The sequence below is a fragment of the Mesorhizobium sp. B2-5-4 genome, assembly GCF_006441095.1.
GTDB lineage: Bacteria > Pseudomonadota > Alphaproteobacteria > Rhizobiales > Rhizobiaceae > Mesorhizobium > Mesorhizobium salmacidum.
Window position 1 is genome coordinate 216201 of sequence record NZ_VFUR01000008.1, and the last position, 23960, is coordinate 240160.

Genomic DNA, 23960 nt, shown 5'->3' on the forward strand with positions numbered 1-23960 from the left:
ACGGGCCGCGTCGCAAGCGCGGCCCGATTTCATTTTCGCACAAGCTTCGAGGATTAGTGTTCCGGCGGACAGTCATGCTGGGAGTCGCTCAATCGTGCCGGAACAGATCCAGAGCATCATCTCGAATCTCCGCGGCTTTGGCGTCAGGCGCCTCGCCATGCTGGCGGGCATCGCTGTCCTGGTGATGGGCGTCATCGGCATTGCCTCGGTCTACCTCAACCGCCCGGCCTACGACACGCTCTATGTCGGGCTCGACCGCTCCGACGTGAACCAGATCGGCCTAGTATTGGGCGAAGCCGGCATCGGCTTCGACGTCGGCGCCGACGGAACCTCCGTACTGGTGCCGGCCGGCACCACGGCGCAGGCGCGCATGCTGCTTGCCGAGAAGGGCCTGCCGACCAGCGCCAATGCCGGCTATGAGCTGTTCGACAATGTCGGCGCGATGGGCCTCACCTCCTTCATGCAGCAGATCACCCGCGTGCGTGCGCTGGAAGGCGAGATCGCCCGCACCATCCAGTCCATCGCCGGCATCAAGGCGGCGCGCGTCCACATCGTCATGTCCGAGCGCGCCAATTTCCGCCGCGACGAACAGCAGCCCTCCGCCTCGGTCGTCATCCGCTATGCCGGCATCGACGCGGAGAAGAGCGCCATGTCGATCCGCCACCTCGTCGCCGCTGCCGTGCCTGGCCTGTCGGCCGACAAGGTGACGGTGCTCGATTCCAACGGCAATCTGCTGGCCGCGGGTGATGATCCCTCCAATACCAGTGCCGCCCGCACGCTCGGCATCGAGCAGACCGTGGAGGCGCAGATCGGTGACAACATCCGCCGCGCTCTGACACCCTATCTCGGCCCGGACAATTTCCGCGCCAGCGTCAAGGCCGAGGTCAACACCGACACCCGTCAGACGGAAGAGACAATCTTCGACCCGAATTCCCGCGTCGAGCGCTCGGTGCAATCGGTGCGCGCCAATGAGAACAGCAACCAGAAGCAGGCTTCAACTCCCGCCAGCGTCGAGCAGAACCTGCCCGAAACCCAGGCGACCAGCACCGAGGGTCCGCAGACCTCCTCGGCCAACGACCGCAAGGAGGAGATCACCAATTACGAGATCAATTCCAAGAAGATCGCCACCGTCTCCAACGGCTATTCAGTGACCAAGATGTCGATTGCCGTCGTCGTCAACCAGGATCGGCTGAAGACGATCCTGGGCAAGGATGCGACACCGGAGCAGATCGCCAAGCGCGTCGCCGAAATCCAGAAGATGGTGAGCTCCGCCACCGGCTTCGACGACAAGCGCGGCGACGTCATCGACGTCTCGGCCGTCGAGTTCATCGACGGGCTGGACGGCGAGGCGGTGCCCCAGGCGGGAATGCTCGATTCCATCGGCCAGCACGCCGGCACGCTGATCAATGCTGGCGCCTTCATCGTCGTGGTGTTCCTGGTCGCCTTTTTTGGCCTGCGGCCGATGGCGGCCGCGTTGACGGCCAGGGCGACGCCTGCCATAGCAGGCCCCAATTTCGATGAAGTCCAGCGCTCTCTGCCGACGCCGGAGGCAGCCGCTTCCGCCGATGCGGGTGCCGCCATTGGCGCCCTGCCCGGCACGCGTGCCGGCGCCACCCCGCTCGACGATCTGCGTCAGAAGATCAGGCCGGCCCCGCAGGAGCGGCTTGCCCGCATGGTCGACATCAACGAGGAACGCACCGCGCAGATCCTGCGCAAATGGGCGGCCCAGGAAGTCGCGGCGTAGACCATGCCCTCCGCAGCCCTCTTCGATCTTCTCCCTGATTTCGGCACGCGCGCGCAACGCGCCAGCCAGCCCCAGGCCGCCACCGAGCACAAACCCGAGGCGGCACCGCCGGCCGATATCGGCACGCTGATCGCCGAAGCGGTTTTCCAGGCGGAGGCAGCGCTCGGCGAACGGCTTGCCGCGACACATGAAGCAGCGCTGGAAGCGGAACGCCGGGCCAATGCCGAGGAAGCGAAGGCCTTTCTCGACAGCTTCGGTGGCGATGTCGGCAAGGCGGTCTCGTCGCGGCTCGACGCCATGGAGGCGCGCGTGACGGATCTTGTCGGCGCCACGGTCGCCCGCATCATCGGCGGCGTGGTCAGCGACGATCTGCGGAAGCGCTCGCTTGAAGCGCTCGCCGGCGCGGTCCGCGAAGCCGTCGGCGATGGCGAAGCCGTGCGCATCACGGTCCGCGGGCCGCTCTCGCTGTTCGAAACGCTGAAGGCATCGCTTGGGCCGCGTGCCGAAAATCTCGACTTCATCGAGGCGCCCGGCTTCGACCTGACGGTCACCATCGACGAGGCCGTGTTCGAGACGCGCATGGCCGAATGGTCGGCAACACTTTCCGAGGTGCTGTCATGAGCGTCGCCGATGCCGATCATGGCAGGCACGAGATCATCATCGTGCGGCGCGGGCATGACGACCACGACGAAGGTCACCATGGCGGCGTCTGGAAGATCGCCTTCGCCGATTTCATGACCGCGATGATGTGCTTCTTCCTGGTCATGTGGCTGATCAATGCCGCCAACGAACAGACCAAGGCCGCCGTCGCCAGCTACTTCAATCCCGTCAAGCTGGTCGACCGTGAGTCGAGCCGCAAGGGCCTCCAGGATCTCGGCAATGGGCCGCGCTCGGTCGGGCTGATGGCCGACGACCCGCAGGAAGCGACAGCCAAGGCCGGGCAGGACGGCAGCGGCGCCGCGGGCTCATCCAACCGCATGCAGGAAAACCAGGAGCCGCAGCAGTCGCCACAATCCGACGAGCATCTTTTCGCCGACCCCTATGCGGTGCTCTCGGAGATCGCCACGGATACCGGCGTCATGCAGAATGTCAGCCAGAAGGGCGATGGCGGCGCGCAGAATTCCGGCCCGGCGACGGGTGCCTCGGGCGGCGCGTCCTACCGCGATCCCTTCGAGCCGGACTTCTGGTCGCAGCAGGTCGCCGCGCCCGGCGCCGAGGCGAGCGCCCAGCGGCCCAAGATCGAGGGCGACCCGCTCAAGTCCGGCGACAAGGCGGCCGAGACTCGGGTCGCCAAGGTCAAGGCCGTGCCGCCCGCACCGCCGGTCAAGGACGCACCGCTCGAGCCCCTGGCCGGAGATGGCAGGAATACCGCCGCGACAATGGTCAAGACGGGCGATGCCAAGACGGGCGATGCCAAGGCCGGCGATGCCAAGGCGGGGGATACCAAGGCGGGCAACGCCGACGCTGGAGACAACAAGGCCGCTGATGCGGTCGCAAAGCAGGAGGCCGCAAAAACCGAGGCGGCGGACAAGGCTCCGACCACCGCCGCGCTGAAGGCGGCTGCCGACGTCAAGCAGCAGCTCGCCGATGCCTTCAAGCCCGGTGACAAGCTGCATGACGGTGTCTCGGTCGAAGCCACCGACAAGGGTGTCGTCATCTCCATCACCGACCAGCTCGACTTCGGCATGTTCGAGGTCGGGTCGGCGGTGCCGAGCCGCGAGCTGGTGCTGGCGATGGAAAAGATCGGCCACATCCTCAACAGCCAGAAGGGCACCATCAGCATCAACGGCCACACCGATGCGCGCCCCTTTCGCAGCGCCAGCTACGACAATTGGCGGCTGTCGACGGCGCGCGCGCACTCCGCCTATTACATGCTCGTGCGCGGCGGCGTCGATGAACGCCGCATCACGGAGGTTGCCGGCTTCGCGGATCGCCAGCCCAAGGATCCGGCAGACCCAATGTCGGCGGCCAACCGCCGCATCGAGATCCTGATGGCGACCGGCGGATGAAGCGGGCGGCGCTGACCAGCCGCCTGATGGGCCTGTTGCTGCTGGCCACGGCATATCCGTCGGCGGGCTTTGCCCAGGATACGCTGCAGCCCTATCAACTGGTGCGCTCATTGCAGCTCGTCCAGGACCGTATCGCGGCCGGCGATCACGCCGCGATGCCGATGCAGGCCAAGCTGCTCGAGATGACCGATGCGCGGTTGCGCGCGGCCGATGCCGAGGATTTCAAGGATCCCAGGAATTTTCGCGCGCTCCTGGTCTACGGCATGAGCGGCGGCAATCCGGTAACCGTCGAGGCGGCCGTGTCGCGCGCCGCCTCCGATCCGCGCAACCTTGCCATGGCCAAAGGTGTGATCGACTACCTGAACGGCCGGCCCGGCGAGGCGATCGAAGCCCTGAGGCCGATCGATCCGATGGCTCTGCCAGGCGATCTCGGCGCGTTCCTCGCCTTGGTCAAAGGCTCGCTGCTTGCCACGGACCAGCCGGCGACCGCACTCACGCTGTTCGACGAGGCCAAGCTGCTCAGCCCCGGCACTCTGGTCGAGGAAGCGGCGTTGCGGCGCTCGGTCGGCATTGCCGTGACGCAAGGCGACGCGGCACGGTTCGCGCTTGCCTCCACCCAGTATGTCGAGCGCTATCTCTATTCGCCTTACGCCAGCCAGTTCGCCGACTCCTTCGTCTCCGGCGTCATCGCCCTGCACATGTCGATCAGCCAGGACAAGCTTGCCGACATCACCTCGATGATGGATCCCGAGCGCGAGAAGGTGATCTATCTGCGCATCGCCCGCCGCGCCGCGATTGACGGCATGAGCGACTTGTCGGCCTTCGCCTCGGCAAGGGCCGAGCAGGGTCGCGACGGCAACACCAATCAGGGCGATCCGCGCGCCCTGCTCTATTCCAGCCTGTCCACGGTGACCTCCGATACCATCGAGGACGTGCGTGCCAAACTGGGCAAGATCGACCGCAGCAGGTTGTCGGACGGCGACCGCGCCTTGCTCGACGCGGCCCAGACCATCGCCGGTGAAGTGGTGGCGCCGCCTGCCTCCCCTCCGGCCGCAAATCCGGCGCCCGCCGCGGTTGTGCCATCGCCCGAACCCGAGGTTGCGGCCACCGATGCCGCCGGATTGCCACCTGTCGAGGGCGCCGTCCCTGAACAGACCGCCGTAGCGCCATCCCTGGACACAGCAGCGGCTGCGCCGAACGCATCCACGCCCGCAACCGATACGGCGACCGTCCTGCCGGCACCGGCGGCCTCGGCCAGCGCCGACACGACAGACCCGACCGACGCCGCCATGACGAAAACCCGTCGACAGCTAGACCTGATCGACCAGATGCTTGGAGCCGCCCCGAAATGACCCCCAGCCTCGGCCCGGCTCTGCAAGGATTCACCGCCGTGCGCACGGCCGAGCAGCCGGCCGCGTCCGGAAAGAAGGACGACACCGGTTTCGGAGAGATGGTGCACGGCGGCGCGAGCCCTGCCCATTCGGAGAAGCAGCCACCGGCCGAGGCGGGCTCCCGCGATCCGCGGTGGACCAGGCTTGCCGCGGAGCTTGCGGCAAAGGCAGGCGAGGACAAGCCGATGCCCGCCGGCAAGGCAAGGGCCACGCCGAGCGGATCGTCTGCCGCGAAATCCATGAAGGACGGCAAGGACGCCGGGACGGACAAGGATGCCGATGCCGAAGCGCCCGCCGCCGATCCGGGCGCAACGCCGCTCGACGGGCATCTGCCGCTGCTGATGGCGTTTCATGACCTGCGCCATTTCTCGACATCGACCAAGTCGGCCGACTCGAGCGCGAGCGAAACAGGACAGGGCTCTGCTATCGATGGACAGCTTCCGTCGAAGGCCTATCGACAGAAATCCGCTGCGGGGCGTGACGGTCTTGAACCCATATCCGAGCCTGAGCGGGTATCGCTCGTCGACGGGCCGTTGACGAAACTCGACGGCAGGCTCGTCCGCGATGCCGCCGGCGCGCCGAAACACGACAATGCCATCGTGGCCGGCCCGCTGCCCGAGGCGCCCGCGGAGGTGCCAGGCATGGAGACGGAACAGGCGGCGCCACAGCTGAAATCCATCGCCGACCTTCAGTCCTCATTGCGGTCCGAGCCGGGAAAACAGCAGTCGGCGGCGGCACGCATCGACGTCGTTTCCGAACGCAGCTTTCCCGCGCCGCCGCAGGCACCGATGAGCCAGGCAGCCCTCAACGTGATCGGCGCCATTTCAGCCGATGGGGGCCCGAACAAGACGCTTTCCACGGCTTCCGCGACCGCTCAACTGACGGGCTCTGTTGCGGTTCCGACACATGTGTTGAAGATCGAACTTCACCCGGCCGAACTGGGCATGGTCACGGCTCATCTTCGGCTCTCCGGAGAACAACTGTCGATTGAATTGAAGCCCGAAACACACGATGCCTATCGCCGGCTTTCCAGCGACAGCGAGGCGATCGTCAAGTCGCTGCGCGGGCTGGGCTTCGAGGTTGATAAGCTCACCATCATGCAACCCTCGGTCGCAATTCCCTCTACAACCAGGACGGATACAACCGCCTCCGTGAGCGCTGCACCCGGCCGCGATCCATCATCCTTCCAGCCCGGAAATTCCGGCGGCGGCAATAATGGAGCCGGCGGCCAGCAGTCGGGTCAGCAATCCGCAAGGGGTAACCATGATGAAGCGCAAGCACACGGCCGCGCCGCTTCGCCTTCTCGCGAGCGCGCTGGCGATATATTTATCTAGCCTCGCGAGCAGCGCCGGCGCCGCCACCAATCCTTGCGAACCCGAGATCCTGCGTGCCGCCGACCGCTATGGCGTACCCGCCGGCATCCTCTATGCCGTCGGATTGACGGAAACCGGCAACAAGGGCAGTCTTCAGCCTAATGCCTTGAACATAGAGGGAAAAGCAGTCTTCCCGAGAAGCCGGGCCGAAGCGCTTGCCGCCTTCGCCAACGCCCAGCGCGAGGGCAAGACGCTGATCGATCTGGGCTGCATGCAGATCAACCATCACTACCATGCCTCGCATTTCCGCAGCGTCGAGGACATGCTCGACCCACGCCAGAACGTCGACTACGCGGCAAGCTTCCTGGCCAGCCTCCATGCCCGCCATGTGACCTGGTCGATGGCCGTCGCCCGCTATCATGCCGGTCCCGACAACGATCCGGCGCAGAAGGTCTATGTCTGCAGGGTGATCGCCAACATGGTGGCCACCGGCTTCGGCAAATGGACCACGAACGCTCGCGCCTTCTGCAACCCATAAGCGCATTTTCTGCTTCTAATACCTCAACTCCCTGGATGCGAAGCGGTCCATCCGACCTGGGCTCACAAACATATCTGGCGGCGCGCTAATGCAACCGCTCCGATTCCAGACTCCCAAGAAACTAGTTACAAGAAATGACGGTTGTTCAGGATTCTCGCCAGCGGATACGCCTTTCCCCACGGGGCAAATGTGCTGATTCGGAGGCGGGGCCGATGATCGTTATCGTTGACGAGCGAGAGCTCGTGACAGAGGGCTATAATTCACTTTTCGACCGCGAGGGGATTGCCTGCGCCGGTTTCGCACCGGGCGAATTCGGCGAGTGGGTCAACTCGGCCGCCGACACCGATCTGCGATCGGTCCGGGCCTTCCTGATCGGCGACTGTCGCGACGGCGCGATCTCGCCGCGCCAGATCCGCGACCGCACCGGAGCTCCGGTCATTGCGCTCAGCGAGCAACATTCGCTGGAAAACACGCTGCGGTTATTCGAGAGCGGCGTCGACGACGTCATCCGCAAGCCGGTGCACATCCGCGAAATCCTGGCCCGCATCACCGCCATCCGCCGACGCGCCAGCGAGGACGTCGCCTATACCGAGATCGGTGCCATGCGCATCTTCATGGACGGCCGCGATCCCGAGATCGACGGCCAGCCGCTGCCCTTGCCACGCCGCGAGCGCCGCATCCTGGAATATCTGGCGAGCAATCGCGGCCGCCGCGTCACCAAGACCCAGGTGTTCAACGCCATCTACGGCATTTTCGACGAAGAGGTCGAGGAGAACGTGGTGGAAAGCCACATCAGCAAACTGCGCAAGAAACTGCGCGAGAAGCTGGGCACCGACCCGATCGATTCCAAGCGCTTCCTCGGCTACCGGCTGGTGTTCTGATGCGGCACCGCGCCAGCCTCGCGCAAGACAGGAGGCCTAGCCTCGAAGCCAGTGGCAAGGATATTGCGGAGACATCTCGATGAGCCTCTACGGAATGATGCGGACTGGCGTTTCCGGCATGAACGCCCAGGCAAACCGCCTGTCGACGACGGCCGACAACATCGCCAACTCCGACACCACCGGCTACAAGCGGTCCTCGGCCGAATTTTCGACGCTGATCATGCCGTCGACCGGCGGCGCCTATAATTCCGGCGGCGTCACCACCACGATCCGCCAGGCGGTCAGCGATCCGGGCGTACTTCAATACACGACCTCGGTCTCCGACCTTGCCGTCAGCGGCGATGGCTTCTTTGTCGTCCAGGACCCGAGCGGCACGCCCTTCCTGACCCGCGCCGGCGCCTTCGTTCCCGATGCACAGGGCCGGCTGGTCAATGCCGCCGGTTTCCAGCTGATGGCCTACAGTTACGCCAACGGCACGCCGGCAGCGACCGTGAACGGCTTCGAAGGTCTCGAGCCGGTTGTCATCTCCGACCAGGGACTGACCGCGACGCCGAGCACCCAGGGCAATTTCAGTGGCAATCTGCCGGCAGGTGCGACACCGGTCGCCGCCGGCAACCTGCCCACCACCAACACCGCAGGCGCGCAGTACACCTCGAAATCGTCGATGGTTGCCTATGACAATCTCGGCAACAAGAGGCTGCTCGACGTCTATTTCACCAACACCGGCGCCGGCACCTGGCAGGTGGCGGTCTTCGACCAATCGAAGGCGACGGCCGGAACTGGCTTCCCCTACGCTGGCGGCGGTGCACTGGGCACGGCCAACCTGACCTTCGATACCACCACCGGCAAGCTTAGCGGCACCCCCACCGACGTTTCGTTCACAGTGCCGGGCGGCGCCAGCCTCGATCTCGATCTGTCGGCGCTCACACAGCTCGGCACCGGTTTCACCGTTTCCGACGCCCAGGTGAACGGCAACGCGCCGAGCACCATCGACAAGGTGCAGATCAGCAAGGACGGCACCATCTACGCCCAGTACAAGGACGGCACCTCCAAGCCGCTCTACAAAATTCCGCTGGCCGACGTGCAGAGCCCCGACCAGCTCAAGGCGCTGCCTGGCAATGTCTACGCCCAAGGCACCGACTCCGGTGCCATCCGTGTCGGTTTTGCCAATGAAGGCAAGCTTGGTTCGATCATTTCCGGCGCGCTCGAAAATTCCAACGTCGATATCGCGGAGGAATTGACCGACATGATCGCGGCTCAGCGCAGTTACACCGCCAATTCCAAAGTCTTCCAGACCGGTTCCGATCTGATGGACGTCCTCGTCAACCTGAAGAGATAAACCGGGCTCCGCCCGTGAAAGACCAGCATGTCGCTTTCCTCTGCACTGAGCATCGCCCAATCGGCGCTTCTGGCCACCTCGCGGCAGACAAGCGTCGTCACGCGCAACGTGGCAGACGCCGACAATCCGAACTATTCGCGCCGCATCGCGCTCGTCACCAGCACGACGCCCGGCGCGCGTTCGGTTGATGTCCAGCGTGCGGCCAACGACCTGCTGTTTCGCCAGAACCTCGGCGCTTTGTCCGCCTACGCCGGCCAGAATGCGCTCTACAGCGGCATGGATCAGCTCGACGTTTCAGTGAATGGCGTCGACAACGCCTCCTCACCTTCGACCGCCATCGCCAATCTGCAGCAGGCGCTGCAGCTATACGCCACCTCGCCGTCCAACCAGAATCTGGGCTCGAGCGTCATCGACGCGGCCAGACAGGTCGTGCGGTCCCTGAATGAAGGCTCCAAGGCCATTCAGGATTTTCGTACCCAGACCGACGGCCAGATCGATACCGCCGTCAAAGATCTCAACTCGCTGCTCAACCAGTTCCAGGATGCCAACACGGCGGTCATGTCCGGAACCCGTTCCGGTACCGACGTTTCAGATGCGCTCGACCAACGCGACGCATTGTTGAAGAAGATCGCCAATTACATTCCGGTATCGACCTTCACGCGTGGCGACAATGACATGGTCATCACTACGGGCGACGGCACGACATTGTTCGAGACGATCCCACGTACCGTCAGCTTCGCCCCATCTTCGGGCTATGCCGCGGGTTCGACTGGCAACACGGTCTATATCGACAATGTGCCGGTCTCGGCGGGCAGCGGCGGCAACACAACCGCCAGCGGCACGATTGCCGGTATGCTGCAATTGCGCGACGGCATCGCCTCGACCATGCAGAGCCAGCTCGACGAAACCGCGCGCGGCCTGATCACCGCCTTTGCCGAAACCGCACCGTCGATGCCCAACGCGGCGGGCCTGTTCACCTGGTCGGGCGCACCGGCGGTGCCAGCCGCGGGCACGCTCGTCGATGGCCTTGCTGGAACGATCAAGATCAATGCCGCGATGGATCCCAGCACCGGCGGCAACCCGACATTGCTGCGCGACGGCGGCGCCAATGGCGCCGCTTACGTCGCCAACACTGGCGGAGCTTCATACTCCAACCTTCTGGTCGCCTATGGCGACCAGCTCGACAAGCCGATGACGTTCGATTCCTCGGCCGGGATTTCGGCAACCTCCAGCGTTGCCGACTACGCCGCCAATTCGATCGGCTGGTTGCAGGGCGTTCGTCAGCAGGCTTCGACCGCCGCCGACGCCAAGGAAGCCCTGGCACAGCGCAGTGCCGATGCCTTGTCCAACGCAACCGGCGTCAATGTCGATCAAGAGATGTCGCTGATGCTCGATCTCGAGCACACCTATCAGGCATCCGCCCGGATGATGAAGACCGTCGACGACATGATGACGGCCCTGTTGAACGCGGTGGGATAAGCCATGACCTTTGTCTCCTCTGCTGCCCTCACGAATGCCATGCGCTATCAGCAGATGCGCATGCAAGCCGATCTCGTCAAAGCCACGAAGGAGTCCTCGACCGGCAAGGTCGCCGATGTCGGTCTGGCACTTGGTGGGCGCACCGCCCAGTCCGTCACCTTTTCGCGCGACCTCGACCGGCTCAACGTCATTGTCGATTCCAACGGACTGGTGGCCGCCCGGCTCTCATCGACCCAGACCTCGCTCGGCCAGCTCTCCAACGTCGCGCAGACTTTCCTGTCCAGCCTGACCACCGCATCGTCGGGCGACAACTCCGACAGCCTGACCCAATCGACCGGCCAGACAACTATCCAGCAGCTTACGTCGATCCTCAACACCAGCGTTAACGGCGAATATCTGTTCGCTGGCACCAACACCGACGTCAAGCCCATCAACGATTTCACGGCCCCCGGTTCTCCCGCCAAGGCTGCCTTCGACGCCTCCTTCGTCGCCAAATTCGGCTTCACGCCCAATGACCCGGCCGCAGCCAACATCACCGCGGCCCAAATGGACGATTTCATCACCAACGATGTCACGCCGCAGTTCCTCGGCGCGGGCTGGCAGACCAACATGTCGAATGCCACCGACCAGCAGATCGTCAGCCGCATCGCGCTCAACGAAACCACCGAGACCTCGACCGGCGCCAACAGCGACGGCGTCAGGAAGCTCGCCATGGCGGCGGCCTTGGTCTCCAGCCTGATGTCCACCAATATCAGCCGGGCGGCAAAGGACAGCATCGTCGACCACTCGCAGGTGCTGGTTGGCGAAGCGCTGAGCGGCATCGCGCAGGTCCAATCCCAGACCGGCATCGTCCAGAAGCGCGTCTCCGACGCCAGCGACCGTATGAAGACGCAGATCGACCTGTTCGAACGGCACATTCTGGATCTCGAAGCAGTCGATCCGGCCGCAGCCGCGACCCGCGTCGCCGACCTGACGCAGCATATCGAGACGTCTTTCGCTCTGACGGCGCGCCTGCAGCAGCTCAGCCTGTTGAATTACCTGACCTGAAAGCACTCTGAACCGGAACGGTAGAGCCAACGATGTACCAATTCTCCTACGCCGACGTCCAAAGCACCTCCGTCACGGACGCCAAGGACCGTGAGCGCGAGCTGCTGACCCGCTCGATCGACATGCTGTCGGCTGCGGCGGTGGCCGGCCAGGATTCGATGGAGGCCGTGGAGGCACTGAATTTCACCAACCGCGTCTGGACTGTCTTCGTCGAAGACCTTGGCTCCAGCGACAATGCGCTCCCCAAGGAATTGCGCGCCAACCTGATTTCCATCGGCCTGTGGCTGCTGCGCGAGGCCGAGGACATCCGCCAGGGCCGTACCGACAATTTCGAGGGGCTGATCGAAGTGTCCCAGATCATCCGCGACGGCATTCAATGACGAACACGCTGAAGATATCGCTGAAGCCCAATGAGAAGATCTACATCAACGGCGCGGTCCTCCGCGTCGACCGCAAGGTCACCGTCGAGCTGATGAACGACGTGCAGTTCCTGCTCGAGAGCCATGTGATCCAGGCCAACGAGGCGTCGACGCCATTGCGGCAGCTCTATTTCATCGTGCAGGTCATGCTGATGAACCCCGCTGGTGCCGATGAAGCACGCGAGATGTTCCGCCGCTCGCTGCCGCTGCTCATTGCAAGTTTCGAAGACGCCGAGATCGGCAACGCGCTGAAACAGGTCGACCGCATGGTCGGCGAGGATCACATCTACGAGGCCTTGAAGGCGATCCGTTCGCTTTATCCTCTCGAACGCCGCGCGCTTGGCGGCAATGACGACGTTCAGGGTGCCGCGCGCCCGCTGGCCGTGGGGGCACGATACTGATGACCGTGGACATGACGACGACGATACCGGCTGGCGCCAACCAGACCACCAAGTCGACCTCGAAGACAGCGGTCGACTATCAGTCCTTCCTGAAGCTTCTGATCGCGGAGATGAAGAACCAGGATCCGACCAAGCCGATGGATTCGACGGCGTACGTCGCCCAGCTCGCCACCTTCTCCCAGGTCGAGCAATCGGTACAGAGCAACACCAAGCTCGACCAGATCATGCAGTCCTCGGCGCTGTCGCAGGCCGACGCTATTATCGGCCGCTCGATCACGTCGGCCGACGGCAAGACCACCGGAATAGTGGCTTCGGTGACGCTCGCAAGCAGCGGACTGATCGCAGTGCTGCAGGACGGCACCCAGGTCCCCGTCGGCGCGGGCGTGTCGATCAAGCCGGCGAGCTAGGCCAACCGCCGACATGAACGAAGCCGACGCTCTCGACATCGTCCAGTACGCGGTTTGGACGGTGCTGACGGCATCCGCGCCGGTGGTGCTGGTCGCAATGGCCGTCGGCATCGGCATAGCCTTGATCCAGGCGTTGACGCAGGTCCAGGAAATCACCTTGACCTTCGTGCCCAAGATCGTCGCCATCATGCTGGTGGTGGCGCTTACGGGCCCCTTCATCGGCGGCCAGATATCGGCCTTCACCAATGTCATCTTCGAGCGCATCCAGAACGGTTTCTGAGCGATTCCAGAAAGGGTGCTCGGCGCCTTCCGGCACGAGCGTGTGGCCCTTCGCTATCCCCTTGTTGGACCATGATCTTGCCCGCAAGGCATTCGCCCTTTGCGCCGTGATGCCATAGTTTCGGCAAATCATGCGGGGAAACGGATCACCGCAAGGATCGGCACGCCGTGGCAGGAACCCGCCCATGATTGACGAAAAGCCGGATAGCGAAAGCGTCTCGGCGCTGGCGCCGTTCCGGCACGGCATCTTCCGCGCCGTCTGGGGCGCAAGTCTCGTCTCCAATTTCGGCGGCTTGATCCAGGGCGTCGGCGCCGCCTGGATGATGACCACCATCGCCACCTCGCCCTATCAGGTCGCCCTGGTCCAGGCTTCGACCACCTTGCCGATCATGCTGTTCGCGCTTGTCGCGGGCGCCATCGCCGACAGCTTCGACCGCCGCAAGGTGATGCTGGTCGCCCAGACCTTCATGCTGGTCGTTTCGGTGCTTCTGACCGTATTCACCTATCTGGACCTGATCACGCCGTGGACGCTGCTGGCCTTCACCTTCCTGATCGACAGCGGCACGGCGCTCAACAGCCCGTCATGGCAAGCCTCCGTCGGCGACATCGTTCCGCGCAACAAGGTGCCTGCCGCCGTGGCGTTGAATTCCATGGGCTTCAACCTGACCCGCAGTGTCGGCCCCGCGATCGGCGGCATCATCGTCGCGGCCGCCGGTGCGGCCGCCGCCTTCGCGGCGAACGCGGTGAGCTATGTCGGCCTCATCGTCGTGCTGGCACGCTGGAAGCCGGATCTACCGGTCTCGACCCTGCCGCGCGAGTCATTGGGGGCCGCCATGGGCGCCGGCCTGCGTTACGTCGCCATGTCGCCCAACATCGGCAAGGTGCTGGTCAGGGGCGCGGCCTTTGGCTTCAGCGCCGGCGCGGTGCTGGCGCTGCTGCCGCTGGTGGCGCGCGACGTTGTCAAGGGCGACGCGCTGACCTACGGCATCATGTTGGGCGCCTTCGGCATCGGCGCCGTCGGCGGCGCGCTGATCAGTGTGCGGCTTCGGCAGTTGCTCTCCAGCGAGACGATGGTGCGCTGTGCCTTCGCCGGCTTCGCTGCCTGCGCCTTCAACGCCGCCATCAGCCAGCATGCCTGGCAGACCTCGCTCGGCCTGCTCGTCGGCGGTGCCTGCTGGGTGATTGCGCTCTCGCATTTCAACGTTACCGTGCAGATGGCGACGCCGCGCTGGGTGGTCGGCCGGGTTCTGTCGGTCTACCAGACCGCCACCTTCGGCGGCATCGCGTTGGGCAGCTGGATCTGGGGTGTGGTCGCCGACGCGCATGGCGCCGAGACGGCGCTGATCGCCGCGGCCATCGCCATGCTGGCCGGCGGTGCCATCGGTCTCGTGCTGCCGCTACCACAACAGCAGGTGCTCAACCTGGACCCGCTCAACCGCTTCAAGGAGCCGCACCTCGCCCTCGACCTGAAGCCGCGCAGCGGTCCGATCGCCATCATGATCGAATATGTGATCCGGCGCGAGGACGAGGCGGAATTCCTCGCCACCATGGCCGAGCGCGGGCGCATCCGCCGCCGCGACGGCGCCCGAAACTGGACGCTGGCGCGCGATCTCGAAAATCCGTCGATCTGGATCGAGCATTATCACACGCCGACCTGGCTCGAATATGTCAGGCACAATGGCCGCATCACCCATGCCGACGCCATGGTCGGCGAACGCTTGCGGGCGCTGCACTCAGGCGACGAGCCGCCGCGCGTGCGCCGCGTCATCGAGCGTCCGACAACCGCCGGCACGGCGCTGGTGCCGGCCAAGGGACCGATCGAGCACTGACGAGTTCGGAGACCGCGGGCTCCTTACCCTTCCCCCGACAGGTCCCGGCGCGCCTTTTCGAGTTCCTCGGCATAGCGCCGCATCAAATGGCCCTCGGTCAGAAGCCCGAGCACAATGTGGTCGGCGAAGTCCTCGACCACGGCCAGTTCCTCGGCGCCGGCGCGCTGGAAGGTCTCGGCGGCGGCCTGCACGTTCATGCTGGGCACCAGGACGGCATCCTTGTACTGGGCAAGATCGCGCACCGGCACCTCGCCTCCGGAGGGATCGCTGTGCAGTTCGGCCACGATCAGCACGCCGACATACTCGTCCCCCGGGTCGACGGCGATCACGCGCTGGGCCGAACCCAGCGGGAATTCCTTGCGGAAGGCGGCCAGGGTCGTCGAGGCGTCGATGGTCTTGATGTCCTTGCGCATCATCGAGCCGACGGTCAGGCTGCGCATCCAGCCGACATCGTGGGCGCTGCGGATCGTCTCGCCGCGCAGGTGGAAGCGCCAGGTCGAGAACGAGTAGCCGAAGGTCTCACGCACCAGGATCGCCGCCATGATCGAGGCGGCCAGCACCACGCCGGTGAGCGTCAGGTCACGGGTCGATTCCAGCGCCAGGAAGGTCATGGTCAGCGGGCCGCCGACGACACCGACGGCGAGCGACGTCATGCCGACGACGGCGGCGACGGAAGGGTCGATGCCGGTCGCCGGCGAGACGAGCGCCATGACACCGGCGAACGACTTGCCGAGCAGCGCCCCAAGGAACAGCGAGGCGAAGAACAGTCCGCCGCGAAAGCCCGAGCCCAGCGAGATGGCCGACGCCGCCAGCTTCAGCACGAAGACGCTGGCCACCACCGCCAGCCCGTAATTCATGGCGAACTCGCGATGCAGCGCGCCGTGGCCGCTGGACAGGACCTGCGGCGTGATCAGGCCGAGGAGGCCGACCAGGACACCGCCGATGACGGGGCGCAGCGAGGCATCGACGGACAGCCTGTTGAACCCGCGCTCGATCAGCGTCACCAGATGCATGATGGCGATCGAGGCCGCGCCGCCAAGCAGGCCGAGCAACAGGAATGGTACATATTGACTGGCGGTGAGTTGCGGCAACCCTGAAAGCTCGAGCGGAAACGGTACGCCGCCGAACACTTCCGCTGTCAGCGACGCCGAGATCGCGGCGGTCAAGACAGGCGCGACATTGGCGACCGAGTAGATGCCGATGACCAGCTCGAAACCGTAGAAGGCGCCGGTCAGCGGCGCATCGAAGGCGGCTGATATGGCGCCGGCGGCGCCGCAGCCGACGAGGATGCGGACATCGTTGCGGCGCAATCGGAAGGCACGCGCCAGCCGCGAGGCGACCCCTGAGCCGATCTGCGTATAACCGGCCTCCAGGCCGACCGAAGCGCCGAAGCCGCTGGAAATCATCGTCTGCACGACGATGATGAAGGTATCGGTGAGCGACATGCGCCCGCCATAGAGCGCGTTGGCCTCGATCGGGTCGACCGGCGTGCGGAATTTCCGAAGCCTCAGCCAGACCACCGATATCCCAAGCAGGATGCCGCCGATCGCGGGGATCAGCGCCTGCATCGGATTGGCAAGCGAGAACATGCCAGACAGGCGTCCGCCGGGCTGGACACCAAACAGCAGCCCGTGCAGGTCCTGCACGATCTGGCTCATCGCGGTGACCAGTATGCCCGCCATGATGCCGACAATGCCCGCCAGGATGACCACGGCGATGCCGCGCGCCTCCAAGAGAGGGACTGACCTCAGAAGCACCGCGCGCAGCCGGCGGGCGTAGACTTGGGGTTGGTTTCTGGAAAGCACCGGGACGGCTCGCCGATATCAAGGCAACGGAAGACCCGCCTGATACGCCGGGCGGCACGTCGTGACAACCACAATGCCGACATCAAAGGCGCCAATATGGCCGCGATGCCGCCTGACCCGGCCGTTCCCGTCCCGGGCGTGGAAAGCCACCGGCGCGGTGGTCAATCCGGGATCGTCAGCGGCCGCAATCGTCGTAGGCAATAAAGGTCGCCAGCAGTTCGGCCGGCTCGGTGGTGCTGGCATTCTCGGCGACGAGATGGATCGCTCGCAAACGGGCCTGATTGCTGATCATGTCGATGTCTCCGGGCGGATTGGTTCAGGCGGGCAAGCGGAAATCGGCGCGCCAACCGAGTTCCTCGGCCGCCTTTCGCTTCGAGACGGCCTCATCGGGTTCGGCCACGTTGAAGATGCCGGGCACGCCCTTGTCCAGCGCAAGCCGCACGCTGTCCATGGCCGCATCCAGCATATCGAGCTCAGCGCCAGCGGACAGGCCCTGCTGCGGCGATGCTGGGACCGTGTGCATGCAATCGAGAGCGAACTGACCGCCGGCCTGTCGGCGCCGGAGGAACGAGCCGTCAGGCGGTGGCTGGTCGGCGTTGCCACCGCAGACACGGCCGAGACCTGATTGCTTGCTGGCGGCCGGCAAGGATCCGGGCGCCGGACCGCTCAGGTCGGCATGGCTTCACCGCCCTCGTAGAGCATGAGATTGCGCTGGCCGATGCCGAGGCCCGGCCAACTCGCGCGCCAGTCGGCGATGTGCGGCGAGCGGAAATGCGCATCGAGTGCCGGCCTGTCGCGCCATGCCTCGGTGACCCGGATCAAGCCGGGATCAAGCACATCCTGCGCATAGGAATATTCAAGGCAGCCGTCCTCGGCGCGGCTGGCGCGAACCATGCGTTCCATTACCGGCCTGGCCTCGTCGAGCCTGTTGGGCGGCAGGCGGATCGTACCGATGATCAGCAGCATGAATTGTCCTTCGCGAGAGAGTCGATCCGGCCACTCTCCCACCCTCGCGCAAGCTTGGCCAGCTACCCTCGCCGGGCTGTCGCATGCTCGGCAGCCCTGTGGTTCGAGGACGAGAATGGCGATCAGCGAAAGCATCCAGCCCGGCGTGGCGGCCAAGAACGGCCGCGACATCTTCTTCGCGCTCGGCATCGTCATCATCCTGGCCGTGCTGTTCCTGCCGATCCCGGCCTTTCTCATCGACATCGGGCTAGCTTTCTCGATCGCACTTTCGGTGCTGATCCTGATGGTGGCGCTGTGGATCCAGCGGCCGTTGGATTTCTCCTCGTTCCCGACCGTGCTGCTCATCGCCACCATGCTGCGCCTGTCGCTCAATATCGCCACCACGCGCATGATCCTGTCGCATGGCAATGAGGGCACGCACGCCGCCGGCTATGTCATCGCCGGCTTCTCCAAGCTGGTCATGGCCAGCGACTTCGTCATCGGCCTTATCGTCTTCATGATCCTGATCGTGGTGAACTTCATCGTCATCACCAAGGGCGCCACCCGTATCGCCGAGGTCGGCGCGCGCTTCACCCTCGACGCCATCCCCGGCAAGCAGATGTCGATCGACGCCGACCTCTCCGCCGGCATGATCGACGACAAGACCGCGCAGCTGCGCCGCCGCGAACTGGAAGAGGAATCCTCCTTTTTCGGCTCGATGGACGGCGCCTCGAAATTCGTGCGCGGCGACGCCATCGCCGGCCTCATCATCACCGCCATCAACATCGTCGGCGGCATCGCCATCGGCTACATCAGGCACGGCATGGGCATGGGCGAGGCCGCCGACGTGTTCATCAAGCTGTCTGTCGGCGACGGTCTGGTCACCCAGATTCCGGCGCTGATCGTCTCGCTGGCGGCCGGCCTGCTGGTGTCGAAGGGCGGCACGCGCGGCTCGACGAACCAGGCCGTGTTCGGCCAGCTCGGCGCCCATCCGCGCGCGCTCTACGTGGCGGCCGCACTGCTGGTGCTGCTCGGCCTGATGCCCGGCCTGCCGCTTTTCCCGTTCTTCGCGCTGGCCGCCGGCATGGCCGGCCTCGGCTATGTCATTCCGATGCGCCACAACCGGGCCGTCGCCGAGGCCGAGGCGCTGAAAAGCCAGGAGAAGGCGACCAAGGCCGAGGAAGAAAAGAATTCGGTCAAGGCCTCGCTCGCCACAGCCGAGATCGAACTCCTGATCGGCAAGCAGCTTTCGACCCGGCTGCTGGTCTCGCATCAGGAACTGGTCTTCCGCATGTCCAAGATGCGCAAGAAATTCGCCCAGCAATACGGCTTCGTCGTGCCGGAAGTCCGCGTCGCCGACGACTTCGCCATCCCGCCGAAAAGTTATCAGATCAAGGTGCACGGCACCGTGGTCGCCGAATATTCGATGCGGGTCGGCGAGATCATGGTGCTGCTCGGCAACCGCGACATCCCCGAAATCCCCGGCGAAGAGATCCGCGAGCCCGCCTTCGGCATGCGCGCCTATTCCGTCATGGAGACCTTCGCCGAGGATCTGAAGCGCGAGAACTTCACCTTCGCCGACAACATGTCGGTTCTGCTCACCCATCTCTCGGAAGTCATCCGCAACAACCTGCCGCAGCTCCTCTCCTACAAGGACATGAAGGCGCTGCTCGAACGCCAGGACCAGGAATACCGCAAGCTCGCCGAGGAGATCTGCACCACCCACATCTCCTATCCCGGCCTGCAGGCGGTGCTGAAGCTTTTGCTTGCCGAACGCGTCTCGATCCGCAATCTGCACCTCATCATCGAGGCCATTGCCGAGATCGCGCCGCATGTGCGCCGCACCGAGCAGATCGTCGAGCATGTACGCATCCGCATGGCCCAGCAGATCTGCGGCGACCTCTCGGAAGGCGGCGTGCTTAAGGTGCTGCGCCTCGGTAACCGCTGGGACCTCGCCTTCCACCAGAGCCTCAAGCGCGATGCCAAGGGCGAGGTGCGCGAGTTCGACATCGATCCTCGCCAGCTCGAGGAGTTCGGCCAGGACGCTACCAAGGCGATCAAGAAACATCTGGAAGCCGGCGAGCGTTTCGTCCTCGTCACCGCGCCCGACGCGCGCCCCTATGTGCGCATGATCATCGAGCGCCTGTTCACCACGCTGCCGGTGCTCTCCCATGTCGAAATCGCCAAGGGCGTCGAGATCAGGGTGCTCGGGACCATATCGTGAGCGTTCTCTCGCAGGCCGTCGTCATCGCGGCGTTCCTCGCCTTCTGCCGCATCGGCGCCTGCTTCATGCTGATGCCGGGCCTGTCCAGCGCCCGCATCCCGGTCCAGGTCAGGCTGTTCGTCGCGGTCGCCGCCACCGGCGGCCTGCTCGCCTTCCTGTGGGACAAGATCTTTCCCTTCGTCGATCCGCGCCCGCAGATCCTGGTGCCGATGATCATCTCGGAGCTGCTGGTCGGCGGACTGATCGGCGCCATGACCAGGCTCTACATGGAAGCGCTGCGCTTCATGGGCTCGGCCATCGCCATGCTGATCGGCTATGGCGGCTCCGGCGGACCGGCGATCGAGGAGCCGGAACCCCAGGCGGCCCTTGCCGCCATCATCTCGTTCTCGGCGCTGCTGATGCTGTTCGTCTTCGACTTCGACCACGAAATCGTCCGTGCCTTGGTAACGTCCTACACGGTCGCGCCGGTCAATGTCTTCTTCAACCCGCAGGCCGCACTGGTCGACATCACCGACACCGTGTCGGACACGTTCTTCCTGGTCATCCGCCTCGGCAGCCCGTTCGTCGCCTATGCCATTCTCGTCAATCTGACGATCGGCTTCGTCAACAAGCTGACCCCGCAGATCCCGATCTATTTCATCTCCCAGCCCTTCGTCATCGCCGGCGGCATGCTGATCTTCTATTTCGCCATCGGCACCATGCTGTCGCTGTTCGTCGACGGCTTCGTCGACCTCACACTGGCAAGGTGACATGAGCATGCGCAAGGACCGCTTGAGGAAACTGGTCAAGGTGCAGGAACAGCTGAAAGCCTTGCACGAAACCCGCCACGCCACCTTCGTCGCCGCGGCAAACGCCGCCGAGACCGAAGCCCGCGAATTGATCGGCCATTTCGACCAGGACAATTCCCTCTCCGGCCTGTTCCCCGATCTCTATCATCGCCGCATCGCCCAGGCCGTCGTGCGCCAGGAGGAAAGCCTGGAAAGCGCGAGGCAAGAAGCCGGCCTCATCGCCGCGGCAAGCGCCCGCACCAACATGGTCGAGCGCGTCTACAAGGACGTGCGCAACCGCGACGAACGCGAGAGATCAGACCGCGAGCGCCTGGATCTGATCGCCCAGAAGCGGGGCGAGGAGTAGTGCCGAGCCCGATCGTTGGCCCGAACTCATCAAGGTTGCGTGGAGAGTCCATCCGCCTGCCGGCTAACGTCCATGCTTACTTCCGTAACCAGCTTGCGGCGAAGGGCCATCACATAGTCGCTCGGTCCCTTCGGCGTTATAACGAAGGCTTGGGAACCGCCAATGACCGATTTGGCGAAATAGGATGCCAACGGTTGATCGGGATCCTCATCCTGCATTGGAATGGCGATCGCGTTGATCGTATACCCCTTGGCAACGGCGTTCAGCCTGCTCGGCTGAACAGGAAGCCCATCGTTATTCTCGCCGTTGGCCGAGATGTCGATTACTTTCTTTGCTGCCGTTCCCGGAAACTGATCGAGCAGAAGGCTACCGACGTCAATAGCCGACGATACGGACGTTCCGCTCCGCCCCCGGCGAGCGAAGCCGGTATCTCCCTTCTTGCTGATCACCGACGCGGCCGCTCTGGCGTCTTCCAGCCCGCAGATGTTTGTCCACGGCAGCACGACGCGTGAGTGTCCGGGACTTGACCACTCAAAGTAGGCAATGCTGATGCAGCCGACGTAATTGCGCGCGATGGCGGCGATGATCTCTGGAGAAGTGAGTGCCGCGGCATGACCTTCGCGCTGTAGATCGGCGACCTTTGGATCAATCGAGGATGAGAAATCGACAGCGAATACTACGGCAACATCGACGTTGGCCGCCCAGACCCGCGGCGCCCAACCCACCGAAGCTGCAAGTGTCCCCACCAGCGCCAAAAATAGGCTGGCACGCTTTGCCGGCCCTTCGGCTGACCGCTCTGTCGCCGATGTCAGGGTGCCCCTGCATATCGCGCACGCCTGCTCGCGAAAAGAGGCCGCTACGGACAGGGCACCTACGCCCCGATGCATACTACCCAACATGTTATTCTCCATCTCAAGAACGGGCATTTTCGAACAGTCATTTTTCAACGTGTGGAAATCTCGCGAAGAGCCTTGCTCCGCGCGCCGAGCAGCAGCAGATCCGCCTTGGTCCATAGAAGGTAACAGCCCAGCAAAGTCAGTTGCATGGCGAGCGCCGCGAAGGACTCGCCCGACCAGACCCGCGGGAAGGTCCCCCCGAGGGCTACGGTTGTCGCCAGCATTGCCGGCAACCGGCTGGCGAGCACTGCACTACGGAAGGGATCGGGCCAGGCGACCGGCCATAACGGAAGCGGCGTGCCCGTCCCATGAATGGCGCTGCCGAATTTACCCAACGCATGCAGCAGGCCGGAAGTCGCCGCCAGTAAGGGATCGCCGAGCAGCAGCAGGGCAGCGCCGAGCCCGAGCGCACCTATGCCTGACAGGAAGTCGCCCAGACGGTTGAGGGCGGGATCGGGAGCATCCGGCCCTGACCATGCCCGGTGATAGGCCTCACCGCCCAAGAAGAAAACCAGGGTAGCCAGGGCCAGCGAAACACTGCCATGGCTGCCGGCGAAATAGTTCATCACCGCGGTGGTGACGGCGCTTCCCTCGTGCAATCCGACCGGCACCGTGGCAATCTGAATTGCGACACCCACGACGATGCCGAGCGCATTGCCGCTGTTGTAATAGCCGCCGGGTCCCTTCACGCGGGCGCGAGGCGCCGCCACCAGATATGCGATCGGAGCTGCCCGAGCGGTCATCGCGGCGACCTCGCGACAAGCCCGGCAGCGACCGCTGCCGGGTCGTTTGAGGCCATGCCGAGTGGCGGTCGGATTTGGAATACGCATTGATCAACGGCAAGGATCATGACGTATCTCCACTGAACCTGAATTGGGGACGGAACGATCGCCCGCCCTGAGTGCGGGCGCGGCCACGACGACAGGCGCCGCATCAAAGGAATCGGGCCGGCCAGCGCGGGCACGGGTGCCCGCGGCGTTCCGTTCGCTGCAACGGACAGGATCGCACCGAGAATGATCGCGGCACCCAGTGCGGCCGCGGGTGAGCTCCGTTCGCCAAGGAAGATCGTCGCTGCGAGCGCCCCGAAGACACTTTCGGCACTGACGATCACGGCGGCATGACTGGCGGTGGTGAAGCGTTGGGCGGCGGTCTGTATGCCGAAAGCAATCGCGGTGGAGAACACGCCGAGGACCGCCAATTCGGGGCCAGCCGCGAATACAGCGGCCGGCGATAGCTTGCCTTGCAGCGCTCCGAGCGGCAGGGCGAAGGCCGCCGTCCCGAGGAATTGTGCCGCCGAGGCGGTGAACGGTCGCTGATGGGCCGGCATGTGCTGGCCAAGTTCGACCATCCAGAGCGCATAGCAGGCGGTCGACAGGATAGCGGTGAGATCGCCGCCGCCGAAACCGTCGATTCCGTCGGACAAAAGCAGGGCACCAAGGACGGCCAAACCGGCAGCTACGGCAAGGTTCGCCGTCGGGCGTTCGCCGATGAGCAGCCAGGCGGCCAGTGGTGTTATCACGCTTGCATTCGTGACCGCGGCGCCGAGATAGCAAAGCTGCTGAAGCGTGATGGAGATCGCGAACAACACACCCACCTTGGTCAGGCTGGAGAAATAGCCTGGCCCGGCAGGCAGTCTCCTTTCCTTCAAGACAAAGGGCAGCACCAGCAGTCCGCCGATCAGGCAACGCAGGCCGACGGCACTCAGAGCATCAAGGTGAGCAAGCACCGTCTTTTGCGCGACATTGCCGAGGCCCCATAAAGCGGCCGGCAACAGCAGCAGCAAATTGGCTCTGGTCTCAGACACCCGGCACCCCCTCAAGCCAAGGTCTTGGTGACTCGGCCGCCCTTACTCGCCGGATCTAGACGATCCTGCATCACGG

Annotated in this window: 24 protein-coding genes; 18 read left to right on the plus strand and 6 right to left on the minus strand. The window is 64.5% G+C overall.

Annotated features, from left to right (window positions below; all coding sequences use genetic code 11):
• Window positions 1-94 precede the first annotated feature (94 nt).
• From fliF to FJ492_RS13040, 15 genes are all read left to right on the plus strand, one after another.
• On the plus strand, window positions 95-1744 hold the full coding sequence (gene fliF / locus FJ492_RS12970) for a flagellar basal-body MS-ring/collar protein FliF (RefSeq protein ID WP_140770179.1): 1650 nt from the start codon (window positions 95-97) through the stop codon (window positions 1742-1744).
• A 3-nt stretch (window positions 1745-1747) separates the two neighbouring features.
• Window positions 1748-2365 carry a hypothetical protein gene (locus FJ492_RS12975; protein WP_140770181.1) on the plus strand — a complete coding sequence of 206 codons (618 nt, stop codon included), beginning with the start codon at window positions 1748-1750 and terminating at the stop codon, window positions 2363-2365.
• Window positions 2362-3753, plus strand: a complete 1392-nt coding sequence (locus FJ492_RS12980) for a MotB family protein (RefSeq protein WP_140770183.1) — start codon at window positions 2362-2364, stop codon at window positions 3751-3753. The genes FJ492_RS12975 and FJ492_RS12980 overlap by 4 nt, the downstream gene beginning before the upstream one ends.
• Window positions 3750-5105, plus strand: coding sequence for a chemotaxis protein MotC (locus FJ492_RS12985; protein WP_140770185.1), 1356 nt, complete (start codon window positions 3750-3752; stop codon window positions 5103-5105). Before FJ492_RS12980 ends, FJ492_RS12985 begins: the two co-directional genes overlap by 4 nt.
• Window positions 5102-6478 (plus strand): flagellar hook-length control protein FliK, encoded by a 1377-nt coding sequence (locus FJ492_RS12990; RefSeq protein WP_140770187.1) that lies wholly within the window; start codon window positions 5102-5104, stop codon window positions 6476-6478. Before FJ492_RS12985 ends, FJ492_RS12990 begins: the two co-directional genes overlap by 4 nt.
• Complete coding sequence (locus FJ492_RS12995; protein WP_181166653.1) at window positions 6411-6995, plus strand: transglycosylase SLT domain-containing protein; 585 nt, start codon at window positions 6411-6413, stop codon at window positions 6993-6995. The genes FJ492_RS12990 and FJ492_RS12995 overlap by 68 nt, the downstream gene beginning before the upstream one ends.
• A 212-nt stretch (window positions 6996-7207) precedes the next feature.
• Entirely contained in the window at window positions 7208-7876 is a 669-nt protein-coding gene (locus FJ492_RS13000; RefSeq protein ID WP_015315897.1) for a response regulator transcription factor, read from the plus strand.
• A 79-nt stretch (window positions 7877-7955) separates the two neighbouring features.
• Window positions 7956-9215, plus strand: coding sequence for a flagellar hook protein FlgE (locus FJ492_RS13005; protein WP_140770190.1), 1260 nt, complete (start codon window positions 7956-7958; stop codon window positions 9213-9215).
• 27 nt (window positions 9216-9242) lie between these two features.
• The gene (flgK, locus tag FJ492_RS13010; protein WP_140770192.1) at window positions 9243-10694 is read left to right on the plus strand and encodes a flagellar hook-associated protein FlgK; all 1452 of its coding nucleotides are present in this window, start codon (window positions 9243-9245) and stop codon (window positions 10692-10694) included.
• A gap of 3 nt (window positions 10695-10697) precedes the next feature.
• Window positions 10698-11741 carry a flagellar hook-associated family protein gene (locus tag FJ492_RS13015; protein ID WP_140504158.1) on the plus strand — a complete coding sequence of 348 codons (1044 nt, stop codon included), beginning with the start codon at window positions 10698-10700 and terminating at the stop codon, window positions 11739-11741.
• 32 nt (window positions 11742-11773) lie between these two features.
• Window positions 11774-12121, plus strand: a complete 348-nt coding sequence (gene flaF / locus FJ492_RS13020; RefSeq protein ID WP_140504160.1) for a flagellar biosynthesis regulator FlaF — start codon at window positions 11774-11776, stop codon at window positions 12119-12121.
• Complete coding sequence (flbT, locus tag FJ492_RS13025) at window positions 12118-12561, plus strand: flagellar biosynthesis repressor FlbT (protein ID WP_140770194.1); 444 nt, start codon at window positions 12118-12120, stop codon at window positions 12559-12561. The genes flaF and flbT overlap by 4 nt, the downstream gene beginning before the upstream one ends.
• The gene (gene flgD, locus FJ492_RS13030; protein WP_140504163.1) at window positions 12561-12968 is read left to right on the plus strand and encodes a flagellar hook assembly protein FlgD; all 408 of its coding nucleotides are present in this window, start codon (window positions 12561-12563) and stop codon (window positions 12966-12968) included. The genes flbT and flgD overlap by 1 nt, the downstream gene beginning before the upstream one ends.
• Window positions 12969-12981: 13 nt before the next feature.
• The gene (gene fliQ / locus FJ492_RS13035) at window positions 12982-13248 is read left to right on the plus strand and encodes a flagellar biosynthesis protein FliQ (protein ID WP_013893193.1); all 267 of its coding nucleotides are present in this window, start codon (window positions 12982-12984) and stop codon (window positions 13246-13248) included.
• A gap of 184 nt (window positions 13249-13432) precedes the next feature.
• Window positions 13433-15076, plus strand: a complete 1644-nt coding sequence (locus FJ492_RS13040; protein ID WP_140770196.1) for an MFS transporter — start codon at window positions 13433-13435, stop codon at window positions 15074-15076.
• 23 nt (window positions 15077-15099) lie between these two features.
• Here the strand turns inward: FJ492_RS13040 and FJ492_RS13045 are convergent, their stop codons facing one another.
• From FJ492_RS13045 to FJ492_RS13055, 3 genes are all read right to left on the minus strand, one after another.
• Window positions 15100-16881 carry a chloride channel protein gene (locus FJ492_RS13045; RefSeq protein WP_140770198.1) on the minus strand — a complete coding sequence of 594 codons (1782 nt, stop codon included), beginning with the start codon at window positions 16879-16881 and terminating at the stop codon, window positions 15100-15102.
• Between the two features lie 316 nt (window positions 16882-17197).
• Window positions 17198-17527 (minus strand): hypothetical protein, encoded by a 330-nt coding sequence (locus tag FJ492_RS28765; RefSeq protein WP_181166648.1) that lies wholly within the window; start codon window positions 17525-17527, stop codon window positions 17198-17200.
• Between the two features lie 20 nt (window positions 17528-17547).
• Window positions 17548-17847 carry a putative quinol monooxygenase gene (locus FJ492_RS13055; RefSeq protein WP_140770200.1) on the minus strand — a complete coding sequence of 100 codons (300 nt, stop codon included), beginning with the start codon at window positions 17845-17847 and terminating at the stop codon, window positions 17548-17550.
• Window positions 17848-17962: 115 nt separating this feature from the next.
• Between FJ492_RS13055 and flhA the strand changes: the two genes are divergently transcribed.
• Genes flhA through FJ492_RS13070 form a run of 3 tightly spaced genes read left to right on the plus strand, consistent with a single transcriptional unit; the run spans window position 17963 to window position 21184 of the window.
• Entirely contained in the window at window positions 17963-20050 is a 2088-nt protein-coding gene (flhA, locus tag FJ492_RS13060) for a flagellar biosynthesis protein FlhA (RefSeq protein WP_140770202.1), read from the plus strand.
• Window positions 20047-20799: a flagellar biosynthetic protein FliR gene (gene fliR, locus FJ492_RS13065; protein ID WP_140745409.1), complete on the plus strand. Its 753-nt coding sequence runs from the start codon at window positions 20047-20049 to the stop codon at window positions 20797-20799. Before flhA ends, fliR begins: the two co-directional genes overlap by 4 nt.
• 1 nt (window position 20800) lies before the next feature.
• Complete coding sequence (locus FJ492_RS13070; RefSeq protein WP_140770204.1) at window positions 20801-21184, plus strand: hypothetical protein; 384 nt, start codon at window positions 20801-20803, stop codon at window positions 21182-21184.
• Window positions 21185-21213: 29 nt separating this feature from the next.
• Here the strand turns inward: FJ492_RS13070 and FJ492_RS13075 are convergent, their stop codons facing one another.
• The 3 genes from FJ492_RS13075 to FJ492_RS13085 are packed head-to-tail and all read right to left on the minus strand — an operon-like array spanning window position 21214 to window position 23863.
• Window positions 21214-22083 (minus strand): DUF1194 domain-containing protein, encoded by an 870-nt coding sequence (locus FJ492_RS13075; RefSeq protein WP_140770263.1) that lies wholly within the window; start codon window positions 22081-22083, stop codon window positions 21214-21216.
• Window positions 22084-22127: 44 nt separating this feature from the next.
• Entirely contained in the window at window positions 22128-22823 is a 696-nt protein-coding gene (locus FJ492_RS13080; RefSeq protein WP_140770206.1) for a hypothetical protein, read from the minus strand.
• Window positions 22820-23863 (minus strand): DMT family transporter, encoded by a 1044-nt coding sequence (locus FJ492_RS13085; RefSeq protein ID WP_246676015.1) that lies wholly within the window; start codon window positions 23861-23863, stop codon window positions 22820-22822. Before FJ492_RS13085 ends, FJ492_RS13080 begins: the two co-directional genes overlap by 4 nt.
• Window positions 23864-23960: the final 97 nt, after the last annotated feature.